The following is a 14,069-nucleotide window of genomic DNA, read 5'->3' on the forward strand; positions in this document are numbered from 1 at the left end:
GGCCATGACTACTCCACAACTCCTGCAGGACAAGGTGGTCGTCATCTCCGGCGTCGGACCGGCCCTGGGCCGAACCCTCGCCGTCCGCTGCGCCGACGCGGGCGCGGACGTGGTGCTGGCCGCCCGCACCGCGTCGCGCCTCGACGAAGTGGCCAAGGAGATCATCGCCGTCGGACGCCGCGCGGTGACCGTCCCGACCGACATCACGGATCAGGCATCGGCCGAGAATCTGGTGTCCGCGGCCGTCGACGCGTACGGCACAGTCGACGTGCTGATCAACAACGCGTTCTCGGTTCCGTCGATGAAACCGCTGGCCCGCACGGAATTCGACCACATACGCAGCAGTTTCGAGCTGACCGTGCTCGGGGCACTGCGGCTGACCCAGTTGTTCACCCCCGCGCTCGCCGAGGCGAACGGGGCGGTGGTGAACATCAACTCGATGGTGCTCCGGCACTCCCAGGAGCGGTACGGCAGCTACAAGATGGCCAAATCCGCCCTGCTCGCGACGTCGCAGTCGCTCGCCACGGAACTGGGACCACAGGGGATCCGCGTCAATTCCGTTGCTCCCGGCTACATCTGGGGAGACACGCTGAAGCAGTACTTCACGCACCAGGCCGAGAAGTACGGGACGACCGTCGAGCAGATCTACGAACACACCGCCGCGAACACCGATCTGAAGAGGCTCCCCACGACCGAGGAAGTGGCCGACGCCGTGATCTTCCTGGCCTCACCGTTGGCGAGCGCCGTGACCGGCCAGTGCCTCGACGTCAACTGCGGCGAATTCCATCACTAGCGACGAGAACCGGAGCATCATGAGCGAGCGCACCACCGTCGGCACGGTCGAGGACCTTCACGCCTCGGCCACCCGCCTGACCGGCCTCACCGACTTCGGCGTGGACGACTACACCGAGGCCCTCGGCGTCCTGCTGGACTCGTATCACGTCGACGAGCAGCTGACCCCGCTCGGCAGCAAGGTGTCCCGGGTGTTCCTCCGCGGCGCCCTGGTGGCGCGGCTGCTGAGCGAGGCGGCCTGGAAGCAGAACCCCGAACACGCGGACGTGCGGATCGAGCGGCCGATCTTCGTCACCGGTCTTCCCCGCACGGGGACGACGGCGCTGCACCGGCTGCTCACCGCGGACCCGTCTCATCAGGGCCTCGAGATGTGGCTGACCGAGATGCCTCAGCCCCGGCCGCCGCGCGAGACGTGGGAATCGAATCCCGTGTTCCAGAAGATCGAGGAGGGCTTCAGCCGCCACCACATCGAACGCCCCGAATTCATGGGCGTGCACTACATGTCGGCGAGCGAAGTCGAGGAGTGCTGGCAACTGCTGCGGCAGACGTTCAAATCGATCTCCTACGAGTGCCTGGCGTCCCTCCCGACGTACTCCCACTGGCTCGAAGGCCAGGACTGGACCAACGCCTACCAGCGGCACAAGAAGAACCTGCAGCTGATCGGGCTTCCCGATCGGGACCGCCGCTGGGTGCTGAAGAACCCGAGCCACCTGTTCGCGCTCGACGAGTTGCTCGCCGTCTATCCGGACGCACTGATCGTCCAGACCCACCGGCCGCCGCGCACGATCGTCCCGTCGGTGTGCAGCCTGGCGGAGCAGGCGACGGAAGGGTGGTCGGAGAAGTTCCGGGGCAGCGTCATCGGGGAGAGCCAGCTCGAGCTGTGGGCCCGGGGGCTCGAGCAGTTCACCGCGGCCCGCGCCCGGCACGACCCCGCTCAGTTCATCGACGTCGACTACCAGGATTTCGTGGCCGATCCACTCGGCACCGTCGAAGGGGTCTACACGCACTTCGGGCTCGATCTCGGTTCCACTGCCCAGGCGGCGATGGAGGCGATGCACGCCGAAAGTCGCAGCGGAGACCGCCGCCCCTCGCACAAGTACACGCTCGAGGAATTCGGGCTGACGGCCGAGCAGGTGGACGAGAGATTCGCCAACTACCAGTTCAGCGCGACCAGCTGACGGGATAGTCGAGGATCGACGACGCCGCCCGCGCCGCGATCAACGGCCTGGGCGACAGCGGCAGGTGGATGACCGGGGACGGCGGCGGTTCGGGATCGGGCCCGGCCTCGGGTAGGGGTTCGGCCTCGGCCTCGGGTTCGGGTTCCCGTTTCGTGCCGCTGCCGAGATCGAGCGCGTCGAGCAGCGGCATCAGCTCGGCGGCGATCCGATCCCCCACCTGCGTGAACGCCGCCTCGCCGAGGCCGACGGGGTCGCTGATGTTCGCGTCGTCGATGTCCCCGTACTCCCTCCGGGCGACGGCGAGTTCGGCGACGGTGCGGGCACCGGTGTCGGTGGCGATCCGGCGGGCCTCGCGAAGCGTGAACGTGCAGTGGCTCGTCCCGAGGAGCAGTTCCATCGAACGGTCCCGGATCTGCTCGGTCATCGCGAGGACCAGGTCGGCGCGCTTGATCATCTCGGGCAGCAGGCGACGCGCCCGGAAACCGTCGGCGCTCGCGCCGAGGCCTTCGATGACGCGGGCGGCGACGGGCTCGATCGGAAAGCCCACGAGGGCGCGGACACCGGCGCTCTCGGCCGTGAGGTGCGGCAGGTCGTGGGCGTGCGCGTACGCGTGTGTCAGCCGCTCTGCTATCGGTGAGCGGCAGACGTTCCCGCTACAGACGAACAGAACGTGCATGAGGGAACCCTAACCAGCGACTTCGCCCTCGCGCGCGGACAATTCCACTGTCCGAGCGGTCTGTTTCCGACGTTCATCTGCCCGTGGTGAGTCGTTCATCCCCTGGATTCCTCGTGGTCACCTCGAATCACGAACGCCCAGCTCACGCCCGTGAGAATCGCGCACCGCCACGTGTGCGATCTGCGTCACTTTCCGGGAGTCCGGGCCTTCCGGACCCGGGGCCGTCTGCCCACAGCAGACAATTGCCGGTACGGTGCCGGCGCGGCGGTAGTAATGGAGGCATGACCACAGCCGCACTACCCGACCTGAACTACCGCGACCTGTTGGCGGACAGACTGTTTCGCCAGCGCACGATTCTCCTCACCGGCGAGGTGGACGACGCCATGGCCGAGCGGGCCTGCTCCGAACTGGTTCTGCTCGCGGCCGCCGACCCCAAACGCGACATCGTGCTGTACATCAATTCACCGGGCGGTTCCGTCTTCGCCGGTCTGGCCATCTACGACACGATGAAGCTCGTTCCCAACGACGTGGTGACCGTCGCCATGGGTTTCGCCGCGAGCATGGGCCAGGTATTGCTGTGCTCGGGCACCCACGGCAAGCGGATCAGCCTGGCGCACAGCCGCATCATGATGCATCAGCCCTCGGCGGGCATCGGCGGCACCGCCGTCGACATCGCCATACAGGCCGAGAGCCTCGAACGGATGAAACGACAGTCGCAGGAGATCCTCGCCGCCGAGACGGGGCATCCGGTCGAGCAGATCGCCGAGGACAGCGATCGGGACCGGTGGTTCACCGCCGACGAGGCCCGCGACTACGGGATCGTCGACCGCGTCGTGTCCTCGTTCGCCGAGATCGCCCCGCACACCACCGCCCCGAGAATTGGATTGTGAAGCCATGTCCCAATACACCATTCCCCACGTCATCGAACGCACCCCGGCAGGCGAGCGGTCGTTCGACATCTTCAGCCGACTGCTGAACGAGCGGATCGTCTTCCTGGGCACCGAGATCGACGACGGTGTCGCCAATGTCGTGATGGCGCAGCTGCTCCACCTCCAGGCGGACAGTTCCGATCAGGAAATTGGGCTGTATATCAATTCCCCCGGCGGCTCCACGACCGCGATGCTCGCGATCTACGACACGATGCAGTTCCTCCGCCCGACCATCGCCACGTACTGCATGGGGCAGGCCGCGTCCGCCGCCGCCGTGCTCCTGGCGGCGGGAACCAAGGGACACCGCCACGTCCTGGCGCATTCCCGGACACTGCTGCACCAGCCGTCCACGCAGGGCAACGGCACGATCTCCGACCTCGCGCTCCAGGCCGCGGAGATCATGAGGGTCCGTTCGCAGACCGAGGCGATTCTGAGCAAACACACCGGCCAGACCGTCGAGCGCCTGCGGCGGGACACCGACCGGGATCGCATCTTCACAGCCGAGGAGGCCATCGACTACGGCCTGGCCGACACGCTCGTCGCGGCCTGACCGGAGGACGCTAGGCGGCGAGCAGGGTGGGCACCTGCCGGTTCGAGCTCCTGGCCGCCGAGTTCCGGTTCGCCGCGCCGAGCCGGCGCCCGGACCGGAACAGCAGGTGTTCCACCGGCAGACCGAGCGCGCCGCACACTGCGCGCAGCATTTCCGACGAAGGCTCCTTCTTCCCGCGTTCGATCTCGGAGAGGTACTGCTTCGACATGCCGACGGCGGCCGCGACGTCCTCGAGACTCCGATCCTGGTCCCGGCGCGCCTCGCGGAGCACTCGCCCGTACAGCTCACGCACCAGCGGCTCCTCCCGTGATTGCTCGGGAGCGGCCGTCACCAGCGTCAGTCTGCGCTGAGCTTCCATACCTCCGGAGTCTTCCAGACGACGCTCCCGGGCGCCTCGCCGTTCACCGACAGCGGACAGCCGATCAGTACCGCCCGGCGACGGGGCACGGACGGACCGATCGGCGTCACGACTGATCGAGCAGGTGGTTGCCGAGGAAGCCGTCGACGCGCACGGCCGCCTCGTCCGGGATCCAGTGGCTCACGCCGTGGAGCACCTCGTAGGTGTACGGGCCGTCGACGAATCGCGAGGTCAGCGCCGGCCCCACCGGACCGATCGCCGTGTCGCCGTCGCTCCACACGAGGAGCGTGGGCACCCGAACCTTCCGGGAGGCCGATCGGGGTGCGGTGAACGGCATGGCCCGATACCAGTTCAGGGCGCCCCGAGCCCGCGTCCGGTCGCGCATCGACTCCAGGTCGCGCTTCGCCTCGCCCGCGGACTGACCGCTGGCGCGCAGGGCGCGGTAGCCGAAACGGTCCGAGGCGATCACCCGCTCCGGAATCCACGGCAGCTGGAACGCGAACATGTACCAGGACTTCAGGATCTGGCGACTGGTGAACATCGCCCGCACGAATGCCGCAGGGTGCGGAACCGACAGTGCCGTGAGCGTGCGGACCCGGTCGGGCCGTTCCGCCGCGATACCCCAGGCCACCGCTGCGCCCCAGTCGTGCCCGACGACATGCGCCGGGCCGAGACCTGCCTGGTCGATGAGGGCGACGACGTCTGCGACCAGTTCCGAGGTGCGGTACGCCCAGCGGGCGCGGGGCCGGGCCCCGGCCGAATAGCCGCGCTGGTCCGGCGCGAGGGTGCGGAAACCCCGCCGGTGCAGCAACGGCGCCAGTGCGTCCCACGACCGCGAGTCCTGCGGAAATCCGTGCAACAGCACTACCGGCGTGCCGTCGATCGGACCCTCGTCGCGGACGTCGAACACGAGCCCGTCACGGGTGAACAGGCCGATCCGCTCCGTGCCGCTCATCGGACGGCCGTCTCACGCTCGCTGCGGTCTGCGGCCGACGCACCGGCACGGAGGAACCGTCCCGTCTTGGTGACGCCGAACCCGCCGGTGAACTCGCCGTCGCGATACACGAGTCTGCCGTTGATCACCGTCGCGACCGCCGCGCCGTCGCTGCGGTTCACCATCCGGCGCAGACCGCCGTATTCGGGGACCTCGGCCTCGAACAATCCGTCCACCGTGGCGTCGAGGCCTGCCGGATCGATGACGACGAGATCGGCGCGGTCCCCTTCACGCAGGTGTCCGGCGTCGAGGCCGTACCAGTCGGCCAGCTCTCCCGTCAGCCGGTGGACGGCACGCTCGACGGACAGGAACGGCTTTCGGTCGGATTGCGCGTCCTTGACTTTCTTCAGCAACCGGATCGGATAGTTGTAGAACGCCATGTTGCGCAGGTGCGCACCCGCGTCGCCGAATCCCATCTGCACCCCGGAGCTGGCCGCGAGCTTCTTCGCGAACTTGGGACGATGGTTGGCGATGGTGGTCCGCCACCGCAGGTCGGTGCCGTACTTCACGACGAGATCGAGGTACGCGTCGACCGGGTGCACGCCACGCAGGTCGCCCACCGCGCCGAACGTCTTGCCGATCAGCGTCTCGTAGGGGCACCCGACGATCACCGCGTCGTAGAAGTTGCGGTGCCAGATGCGGGGGCTGAACTTGTTGTCGTAATCCTTGCGGAACCGACGTCGGTAGGACTCGTCCTGCAGCAGGGCGTTTCGCTCCACCTGGTCCTTGAGATGCAGTGCCGCCGCGCCGGCACCGAACTCCTCGAACACCACGAGGTCGATTCCGTCCGCGTAGACGGTGAACGGCACCGGGAGGTGCTGCCACTTGAAGTCGGTTCTGGCGAAGCGATTCAGCAGCGGCGCAGCGGCGAGCATGAAGTACACGATCGGCGGGTAGGCCTTCGAGTCCGCGGCCGACAGCAGCGACGTCTTGAGGGGTTTGCGTCGTCCCAGACCCGAACTCTCCGCGAAGAATCCCGCGATGTTGGGGTGCAGGTTGATCGTCGGCGCGCTCTGCAGGATCTTGCCGCGCTCGCGCAGGATGCGGTTGAGGAAGCGGAACTCCTTCCACCGCGCATACGTGGACGGCAATGAGCGCGAACGGTATTGGTCGCCGTCGATCTTGTCGAGCGCATTGGTCATCGAGGACAGTCCGAGGAAGCCAGCGTCCACGGCCTCGGTGAGCAGCGCGCCCATCCGCTCGAGTTCGCGAGCACTCGGCTTGGTCCGCTTGTCGGTGCCCCGGCCGAGGCCGAGCACGTGGGTGCGGATGTCGGAGTGTCCGATGAAACCGGCGATGTTGGGGCCGAGCGGAAGCGACTCGAGTGCCTCGACATACTCCGCCGGGCTCTGCCAGATCTTGTTCTCCTCCAGGATCCTGAGCACGGAGTCGTGTGGCACGGCCTCGACCCGGCTGAACAGGTCGGCGCACTCGCGCGGCGTCGAGTACACAGTGGACAGGGAGCAGTTTCCGAGGACGACGGTGGTCACGCCGTGTCGCACCGACTCCGGCAGTCCGGGGCTGACGAGCACCTCGGCGTCGTAGTGGGTGTGCACGTCCACGAACCCGGGGACCACCCATTTGCCTGCCGCATCGATGATCTCGGTGTCGGGTCCGACGGGCAGCGGACGGATCGATGCGCGGACGACGACGCCGTCGCGGATGCCGAGATTGCGCCGCCGGGGCGCGGATCCGGTTCCGTCGAACCACAGCCCATCATTGACGACGACATCGAAATCCGACATTGTTGCGCTCCTCACACTCGGTATGTGTAACCCGAGGTTACGTATCCCGTTGAGTAAAAGTCAATGGACGGTTCGAGGGTTCCTCAATAGAGTGCAGGGGTGGCCGCCGCACCCCGCTCTCCCGAAGATCGGCGCGCGCAGATCCTCGACGTGGCCGTCCATCTGCTCGAAACGGTGCCGTTCGACGACCTGTCGATGGACCAGGTGGCGGCCGAGGCGGGCGTCTCCCCGCCCCTGCTGTTCCACTACTTCAAGAACAAGCAGGGTTTTCGCAACGCCGTCCTCGAGGCCTCGGCGTCCGAACTGCAACGCCGGATGACACCCGACGCGACACTCCCCGTGTCGGGACAGCTCCGAGCCGGCGTCGAGACGTTCGCGGACGCGGTGATCGAGCACCCCACCATCTACCTGGCGGTCATGCGGATGGCCGGTAGCGGCGACGAGCGGATGCGGCAGATCTACCGCGGCATGCGGCGGACGTTCACCCGCTGGATAGGTGCGTCGCTCGCCGAATTCGGGGTGCCGACGACACCCGCGCTCGAGGCCGCGATCTCGGGCTGGCAGGCGTTCATGGAAGAGATCGTGCTGTCGTGGCTCGACGAGCCGACCATGGACCGCACGGACATGATCGACCTCTGCGAACGCGCTTTCTATCACCTGCTTCCGGCCGCAGGCGTCGACGTCGACGCACTCGACATGACACCCTGATCCAGACCCGGCAGCGTCGCCTACCTCCACTACCGCGTCGCGAACGAGGAATTCGGCGCTCGTCGGTGCCCCCAGGGCCTACGGGATGTCATTGGCCGGCGCGCTGAGCCTCCAGGAAGCGTCGACCCGGCGTCGGGTCGACGCCGAAGCGCTCGGCGTAGCGCTCGTGAAGTTCCTCCCACCGGTCCCACGACCCGTGCGCCTCCGCCTCGGAGAGGAACCCGCCGGCGAGATGAGGCTCGAGCCGCGCGAAGTAGGTCTCCCAGCCGGCCGCGGTCTGCGCTGCGGTCGCACGGTCGCCGAAGACATGGATGAAGATCAACCGGCACCCGTCTCCCTCAGCGGCCAGATCGAAGCTGTACCGCTCACCGCCGAAGGTCCACGCCAGCCGATGGGGCGCATCGACCTCGGTCACTTCGCCGGTCGCGCCGTAGGCCTCGAAGGTCTCCCCTGTCGCCGGTGTCCACTCGGCGGCGGCGGGAAACCAGCGCTCGAGCTCTGCCGGCACGCTGACCGCCCGCCACACGCGCTCGACCGAGTGGGCGAGCGTGCGCTCGAAGCGCAGCGCCGGGCGACCGTCGATCGTCTCCATGGTTCCGTCGGTCATGGGTTCTCCTCTAGGTGTCGTTCGAGGGCGTCGAGGTGCCTCGACCAGTACGCGCGATACGGCTCCAGCCACTGGTCGACCTCGGCGAGGGGTTCTGGGCGCAGCGCGTACAGGCGTTGCTTGCCATCCGCGCGTACCACGACGAGCCCGGCCTCGCGCAACACCTTGAGGTGCTTGGACACGCCGGGCTGACTGAGCGCGATGCGCTCCACCAGTTCTCCGGCGGGCCGCTCACCCTCACGCAGCAGGTCGAGAATCTGTCTGCGGTGCGGCTCGGCCAGGGCGGCGTAGGCGCTCATATCTTCATATTGCCAGACGGAAATATGAGCCGCAACCGCCACGCGGTCGCGACGGAAGCAGCAGCCCTCCGGACACCGGGAGAAGGCGCCGACTTGACACACCTCGTGTGACACACAACACTTGCCCACTGACCGAGCGAGTGATCGGTCGGCCGTTCGAATTCGGACATCCCGTTCGGACCGGAGCCGGAGAAAGGGGACATGCGGTGTCGTCGACGTTCACCAACGACGGAATCCAGGAGCCACCCGTCGCGACCACCCTCGACGCGTGGCGGTCGCGAGTGCAGACGCATCCCGACCACCCCGCCGTGGCCTATTTCGATGGCGCCCTCACGGCACGCGAGCTCGACGACCTGTCGGACGCCCTCGCCGTCGCGCTGGACGAGTGGGGTGTCGGGCGCGGTGACCGGGTGGGCATCTACCTGCAGAATGTGCCGCAGTACGCCCTCGCTCTGCTGGCGCTGTGGAAGGTCGGCGCAGCGGCGCTGGTGCTCAATCCGATGTACCGCGGAAACGAACTCCGCCGCCTCGTCGACGATGCCGAACCGATCGGCATCATCTGCGAAGACGTGAGCGCCGCGGCCACGGCCGAGACCCTGCGCGGCAGCAGCGTGCGATTCTCGATCAGCACCAGTGCCCTCGACTTCCAGACCCGCAACGATCCGCGGGTGTTCGAGTCCACCACGCGCGCCGCGCCGGCAGCCGACGGCGACCTCGTCGAACTGCTCACGCGCTTTCGCGGCAGGCGGCCTCCCCTCGTCCAACTCGGCGGCGGCGACCTCGCTCTGCTCACCTACACCTCCGGGACCACCGGCCCACCGAAGGGCGCGCTCAACTCCCACGCGAACGTGCTGGCCACCGCACTCGACTTCGGTGACTGCGCCGGCGTCGTCGACGGGGACGTCGTGTTCGCTGTCGCTCCCCTGTTCCACATCACCGGGGCCGTGCTCAATGCCGGTGTTGCCCTCGTCCGCGACTGCGTGCTCGTCTTCGCGAATCGGTTCAACGCGGCCGTCGCACTGGAGACGTTCGTGGAGCACCGGGTGACCTACACGATCGGTTCGATCACCGTGTTCAACGCCCTGTCCGAGGTGCCGGGTGTGAGCGCGGACCACTTCGCCTCGGTCAAGACCCTCTACTCGGGCGGCGCGCCCATCCCGCCTGCCACCGTGGAGAAGTTCGAAGCCAGGTTCGGCAAGTACATCCACAACGCGTACGGGATGACCGAGACCACGGCCGGAGTGATCGCGGTGCCACCCGGCCTGCGGGCGCCGGTCGACCCGTCGAGCGGCTCACTGTCCATCGGTCTCCCGCTGCCCCGCGTGGACATCCGGGCCGTCGACCCGAATGGCGACCCCGTTCCGCCCCACACCGCAGGCGAACTGGAAATCGCCGGACCGCAGGTTGTTTCGGGTTACTGGCGCAACCCGGACGCCTCCCGGGACACGCTGCCCGGCGGACGGCTGCGCACCGGGGACGTCGCGATCATCGACGAGGCGGGGTGGGTGTACCTCGTCGACCGGCTCAAGGATCAGATCAACGTGTCCGGCTACAAGGTGTGGCCCCGTGAGGTCGAGGACACCCTCTACGAGCACCCGGCCGTGCACGAGGCCGCCGTCGTCGGGCAACCCGACGACTACCAGGGCGAGTCGGTGGTCGCCTACGTCTCGCTCCGCAAGGGTGCGACCGCCACCGAGGACGAACTCGTCGCGTTCGCCCGCGACCGGCTCGCCGCGTACAAGCGGCCGCGGCTGGTGCACATCATCTCCGACCTCCCGAAGACGCAGACGGGCAAGATCCGGCGCAGCGACCTGCGTTGACGCACCTCCCTCGACATTTCGACTCCGCGACCCCGACGAAAGTGACTGCACGTGAACGTCGACCTCACTCGCCAGGCGCAGCCTGACACAAATTCCGGCACCACCCTCGCCTCCCGCAAGAAATCGCTCCTCGCCAGTTCGGTCGGCAACGTCCTCGAGTGGTACGAGTGGAGCGCGTATGCGGTGTTCGCCCCGTTCATCGCGGCCGCGATGTTCAGCAACTCGGACCCGGTCTCGGCCCTGCTGTCCACGCTCGCCGTGTTCGCGGTGGGCTTCCTGATGCGCCCGCTCGGCGGGATCATCTTCGGCCGGATCGCCGACAAGCGCGGACGCAAGTTCGTCCTCGTCACGACCATGCTGATGATGGCCACCGGCAGCCTGATCATCGGAGTGATGCCCACCTACTCGGCTATCGGCGCGTGGGCGTCCCTGATCCTGCTCGCGGCACGCGTGATGCAGGGCTTCGCGCACGGCGGCGAGTCCGCGACCGCGTATTCCTACGTCGGTGAGATCGCGCCGCCGCACCGGCGCGGCATGTGGGGCAGCGTCGCGTTCATCGCGATCTTCGGCGGTTCGGTGCTGGCCTACACCGTCGGCGGCGTCGTCACCTCCTCGCTGTCCGACACCGCGGTCGGTCAATGGGGTTGGCGTATCCCGTTCCTCATCGGCGCGCTCCTGGCACTGTTCGCCCTGTACCTGCGCCGCAGCATGGAGGAGAGCGACGTCTTCGACGCCGCGCAGAAGGAGGACGATCAGCCGAGCATCCCCCGGCGCGCCGTCGTCCGGGCGATCCTCCTGATGATCGGGATGACCTCGGGCATCACGGCCGCGCACTACACGTGGACCTCGTACATCTCCACGTACGCGATCACCCAGCAGGGTATGAATCCCGACACCGCGTATTGGATGCTGGTGATCGCTCAGCTGATCGCTCTGGTCTCGCTGCCATTCCTCGGGTTGCTCTCCGACAAGATCGGCCGGCGGCCCATGCTGGGGGCCTTCGCGGTTCTGATGTTCGTCCTGCAGTTGCCGCTGACGATGATGATCACGTCCGACGGGTGGACCCTGCTCGTCGCCACCACCGCCGCCCTGCTGATCGTCGCGGTCCCGGCGTCGATTCTGTCGTCCACACTGTCGGAGAGCTTCCCGACGCGACTACGCACCCAGGCGATCGGATTCGCGTACTCGTTCTCCGTCGCGGTGTTCGGTGGCACCGCCCCGTATCTGAACCAGCTTCTCCTCGGACTCGACCTCGGCTGGGTGTTCGGCGTCTACATCATGGTGCTGGCCGTCCTCACCGGTGTCGCATGCCTGTTCATGAAGGAGACCAAGGGCATTCGCCTCGAAGACGTGTGAACACGCGAAAGAGAACCGGCAGGTGCATCACCTGCCGGTTCTCGTCGAGCGAGTGACGGGATTCGAACCCGTGTGAACGGCTTTGCAGGCCGGTACCTCAACCACTCAGTCACACCCGCATCGATGATTACTGTGCCCCGGCCGGTGCCCCGGGCGCGAGGGTTGCGCTCACGGTGATTCTGAAACCGACACGCCGGGGCGGGAACAAACCACGTGCCCTCGTTGCTGTGTTGCTTCGTGACCGATACCGAAGAACGCACCGCCCCGGCCGGCGACCGGACAACCACCCGTCCCAGCCTTCGGGTAATCCTCGTACTCGGCGCGATGGTGGCCCTCGGCCCCTTCACCATCGACATGTACCTGCCCGCGCTTCCGGACATCGGAACCGACCTCGGCGCATCCTCGTCCGCGGTCCAGCTGACCATCACAGGCACTCTGCTCGGCCTCGCGCTGGGGCAGTTGATCGTCGGACCGCTCTCGGACAGCCTCGGGCGCAGGCGACCCCTCATCGCCGGCATCGGTGTCCACGTCGCCGCTTCGGTGCTCGCGGTGTTCGCGCCGACCGTGGCGGTGCTGGGTGTACTCCGCGTCTTCCAGGGCATCGGGGCCGCCGCCGCAGCGGTGGTCGCGCTCGCCGTCGTGCGCGACCTGTTCGCGGGGAACACCGTGGCCGTCGTGATGTCGCGACTGATGCTCGTGCTCGGTGTCGCACCCGTCCTCGCCCCGAGTATCGGCGGGGCGCTCCTCATCGCCGTCGACTGGCGTGGGATCTTCGTCGTCCTCGCCGTGATCGGCATACTGACGGCGTTGATCGGCGTGTGGGGTCTGACGGAGACGCTGCCGCCGGAGCGGCGGCGCAAGAGCAATCTGCGCGCCGTGCTGGGCACGTACAAGAGCCTGCTGGGCGACCGCGCGTTCATGGTGCTCGCCCTCGTGTCGAGTGTGGCGATGGGATCGTTGTTCTCGTACGTCTCCGGAGCGTCGTTCGTCTTCCAGGACCAGTACGGCCTGGACGAGCAGCAGTTCGCGCTGCTGTTCAGCTCCGGCGCGATCGCTCTGATCGGCGCCTCGCAACTCAACGTCCGCGCCCTCGCACGCTGGTCACCGCTGCAGATCACGGTGTCGGCCCTCGCCTTCGCGACGGTGGCCGGCCTGGCACTGATCACCACCGCCCACTTCGAGTTCGGCGGGCTCGTCGGGTTCGTCGTTCCGCTGTGGTTCCTCCTCGCCGGCGTGGGCTTCGTCCTGCCCAACGCCCCGGCGCTGGCGCTCGGACGGCACGGGGAGGCGGCAGGCACGGCTGCCGCGCTGCTCGGCGCTCTGCAGTTCGGTGTCGGCGCACTGATCGCTCCCCTGGTCGGCGTGCTCGGCAACACCGGCGTCGCACTCGCGGTCACGATGACGGCATGCGCGGGACTCGGGTTGGTGGCGTTGGCGGCCGCCGCGAAGGCGGAAGCGCACTGACGACACGCTCGGCAGACTTTCGCGGCCCATCACCCGTCATGGGATGATCGACGCATGCCACCACCGTCACCACTTCATCTCGACCCCATCGAAGAGGCCCACCGGCAGTGGACGAAGCACGGCTGGGGTGATGTCGCCGACGGCATGGCCGCGGTGACCTCGGTGATGCGGGCACAGCAGATCATGATGGCCCGGGTGGAAGAGGTGCTCAAGCCGTCAGGGCTCACGTTCGCCCGATACGAATTGCTGACGTTGCTGACGTTCACCCGCACGGGCGCGCTCCCGATGGCGAAGGCCAGCGCGCGCCTTCAGGTTCACCCGACGAGCGTCACCAACGCCGTCGACCGGCTCGAGACGGCGAATCTCGTGCGGCGCGTACCGCATCCGAGCGATCGCCGCGCGACACTGATCGAAATCACCGATGCGGGAAGGAAACTGGCTGTCGAGTCCACCGAGCGACTCAACGCCCAGGTGTTCTCGAGCCCCGGGGTGTCCGGCGACAAGCTGGAACAACTGGTCACGATCCTCGCCGAACTGCGCCGCGAGGCAGGCGATTTCGACACCGGAGACGCCCCCACCAAGTGGTGAGACGG

The 14,069-nt window shown here is 67.6% G+C and carries 15 protein-coding genes and 1 tRNA gene; 9 read left to right on the forward strand and 7 right to left on the reverse strand.

From position 1 onward, the window contains the following. Positions 1-4 precede the first annotated feature (4 nt). Together DTA22_RS05230 and DTA22_RS05235 are read left to right on the forward strand one after the other, a co-directional pair. The gene (locus DTA22_RS05230; protein WP_037238896.1) at positions 5-793 is read left to right on the forward strand and encodes an SDR family oxidoreductase; all 789 of its coding nucleotides are present in this window, start codon (positions 5-7) and stop codon (positions 791-793) included. A gap of 19 nt (positions 794-812) precedes the next feature. Beyond that, positions 813-1,970: a sulfotransferase family protein gene (locus DTA22_RS05235; RefSeq protein ID WP_112298667.1), complete on the forward strand. Its 1,158-nt coding sequence runs from the start codon at positions 813-815 to the stop codon at positions 1,968-1,970. Here DTA22_RS05235 and DTA22_RS05240 read toward each other — a convergent pair. After that, a complete protein-coding gene (locus tag DTA22_RS05240) occupies positions 1,954-2,646 on the reverse strand; it encodes an arsenate reductase/protein-tyrosine-phosphatase family protein (protein ID WP_112298668.1) in 693 nt (230 codons plus the stop codon). The genes DTA22_RS05235 and DTA22_RS05240 overlap by 17 nt on opposite strands. Positions 2,647-2,927: 281 nt before the next feature. On the opposite strand from DTA22_RS05240, the gene DTA22_RS05245 reads away from it, so the two are divergent. Together DTA22_RS05245 and DTA22_RS05250 are read left to right on the forward strand one after the other, a co-directional pair. After that, entirely contained in the window at positions 2,928-3,536 is a 609-nt protein-coding gene (locus DTA22_RS05245) for a ClpP family protease (protein ID WP_005568279.1), read from the forward strand. Positions 3,537-3,540: 4 nt separating this feature from the next. Beyond that, positions 3,541-4,125 (forward strand): ATP-dependent Clp protease proteolytic subunit, encoded by a 585-nt coding sequence (locus DTA22_RS05250; RefSeq protein ID WP_005252895.1) that lies wholly within the window; start codon positions 3,541-3,543, stop codon positions 4,123-4,125. A gap of 10 nt (positions 4,126-4,135) precedes the next feature. Here DTA22_RS05250 and DTA22_RS05255 read toward each other — a convergent pair whose 3' ends face one another. The 3 genes from DTA22_RS05255 to DTA22_RS05265 all read right to left on the reverse strand — a co-directional run bounded on the left by DTA22_RS05255 (position 4,136) and on the right by DTA22_RS05265 (position 7,222). Then, a complete protein-coding gene (locus DTA22_RS05255) occupies positions 4,136-4,483 on the reverse strand; it encodes a helix-turn-helix domain-containing protein (RefSeq protein WP_037238771.1) in 348 nt (115 codons plus the stop codon). A gap of 106 nt (positions 4,484-4,589) precedes the next feature. Further along, positions 4,590-5,438 carry an alpha/beta fold hydrolase gene (locus tag DTA22_RS05260; RefSeq protein ID WP_112298669.1) on the reverse strand — a complete coding sequence of 283 codons (849 nt, stop codon included), beginning with the start codon at positions 5,436-5,438 and terminating at the stop codon, positions 4,590-4,592. Then, positions 5,435-7,222, reverse strand: a complete 1,788-nt coding sequence (locus tag DTA22_RS05265; protein WP_112298670.1) for an N-acyl-D-amino-acid deacylase family protein — start codon at positions 7,220-7,222, stop codon at positions 5,435-5,437. The genes DTA22_RS05260 and DTA22_RS05265 overlap by 4 nt, the downstream gene beginning before the upstream one ends. A 99-nt stretch (positions 7,223-7,321) precedes the next feature. Here DTA22_RS05265 and DTA22_RS05270 point away from each other — a divergent pair, with 99 nt between their 5' ends. Further along, positions 7,322-7,930 carry a TetR/AcrR family transcriptional regulator gene (locus DTA22_RS05270; protein ID WP_112298671.1) on the forward strand — a complete coding sequence of 203 codons (609 nt, stop codon included), beginning with the start codon at positions 7,322-7,324 and terminating at the stop codon, positions 7,928-7,930. 88 nt (positions 7,931-8,018) lie between these two features. On the opposite strand, the gene DTA22_RS05275 is transcribed toward DTA22_RS05270, so the two are convergent. Next, positions 8,019-8,537 carry an SRPBCC domain-containing protein gene (locus DTA22_RS05275; protein ID WP_112298672.1) on the reverse strand — a complete coding sequence of 173 codons (519 nt, stop codon included), beginning with the start codon at positions 8,535-8,537 and terminating at the stop codon, positions 8,019-8,021. Then, the gene (locus tag DTA22_RS05280; protein ID WP_112298673.1) at positions 8,534-8,836 is read right to left on the reverse strand and encodes an ArsR/SmtB family transcription factor; all 303 of its coding nucleotides are present in this window, start codon (positions 8,834-8,836) and stop codon (positions 8,534-8,536) included. Before DTA22_RS05280 ends, DTA22_RS05275 begins: the two co-directional genes overlap by 4 nt. A gap of 206 nt (positions 8,837-9,042) precedes the next feature. Between DTA22_RS05280 and DTA22_RS05285 the strand changes: the two genes are divergently transcribed. Next, on the forward strand, positions 9,043-10,656 hold the full coding sequence (locus DTA22_RS05285) for a class I adenylate-forming enzyme family protein (protein WP_112298886.1): 1,614 nt from the start codon (positions 9,043-9,045) through the stop codon (positions 10,654-10,656). A gap of 51 nt (positions 10,657-10,707) precedes the next feature. Next, positions 10,708-12,012: an MFS transporter gene (locus DTA22_RS05290; protein WP_112298674.1), complete on the forward strand. Its 1,305-nt coding sequence runs from the start codon at positions 10,708-10,710 to the stop codon at positions 12,010-12,012. Between the two features lie 47 nt (positions 12,013-12,059). Here DTA22_RS05290 and DTA22_RS05295 read toward each other — a convergent pair. Next, a tRNA-Cys gene (locus DTA22_RS05295) sits at positions 12,060-12,131 on the reverse strand. A gap of 94 nt (positions 12,132-12,225) precedes the next feature. Here DTA22_RS05295 and DTA22_RS05300 point away from each other — a divergent pair. Further along, entirely contained in the window at positions 12,226-13,476 is a 1,251-nt protein-coding gene (locus DTA22_RS05300) for a multidrug effflux MFS transporter (protein ID WP_112298675.1), read from the forward strand. A 54-nt stretch (positions 13,477-13,530) separates the two neighbouring features. After that, complete coding sequence (locus DTA22_RS05305) at positions 13,531-14,064, forward strand: MarR family winged helix-turn-helix transcriptional regulator (RefSeq protein WP_005252880.1); 534 nt, start codon at positions 13,531-13,533, stop codon at positions 14,062-14,064. Positions 14,065-14,069: the final 5 nt, after the last annotated feature.

Source organism: Rhodococcus wratislaviensis (assembly GCF_900455735.1).
Lineage (GTDB): Bacteria > Actinomycetota > Actinomycetes > Mycobacteriales > Mycobacteriaceae > Rhodococcus_F > Rhodococcus_F wratislaviensis.

Coding starts and splice junctions, on each gene's coding strand:
- DTA22_RS05230 (WP_037238896.1), top strand. CDS start 5: ATGACTACTCCACAACTCCTGCAGGACAAGGTGGTCGTCATCTCCGGC.
- DTA22_RS05235 (WP_112298667.1), top strand. CDS start 813: ATGAGCGAGCGCACCACCGTCGGCACGGTCGAGGACCTTCACGCCTCG.
- DTA22_RS05240 (WP_112298668.1), bottom strand. CDS start 2,646: ATGCACGTTCTGTTCGTCTGTAGCGGGAACGTCTGCCGCTCACCGATA.
- DTA22_RS05245 (WP_005568279.1), top strand. CDS start 2,928: ATGACCACAGCCGCACTACCCGACCTGAACTACCGCGACCTGTTGGCG.
- DTA22_RS05250 (WP_005252895.1), top strand. CDS start 3,541: ATGTCCCAATACACCATTCCCCACGTCATCGAACGCACCCCGGCAGGC.
- DTA22_RS05255 (WP_037238771.1), bottom strand. CDS start 4,483: ATGGAAGCTCAGCGCAGACTGACGCTGGTGACGGCCGCTCCCGAGCAA.
- DTA22_RS05260 (WP_112298669.1), bottom strand. CDS start 5,438: ATGAGCGGCACGGAGCGGATCGGCCTGTTCACCCGTGACGGGCTCGTG.
- DTA22_RS05265 (WP_112298670.1), bottom strand. CDS start 7,222: ATGTCGGATTTCGATGTCGTCGTCAATGATGGGCTGTGGTTCGACGGA.
- DTA22_RS05275 (WP_112298672.1), bottom strand. CDS start 8,537: ATGACCGACGGAACCATGGAGACGATCGACGGTCGCCCGGCGCTGCGC.
- DTA22_RS05280 (WP_112298673.1), bottom strand. CDS start 8,836: ATGAGCGCCTACGCCGCCCTGGCCGAGCCGCACCGCAGACAGATTCTC.
- DTA22_RS05305 (WP_005252880.1), top strand. CDS start 13,531: ATGCCACCACCGTCACCACTTCATCTCGACCCCATCGAAGAGGCCCAC.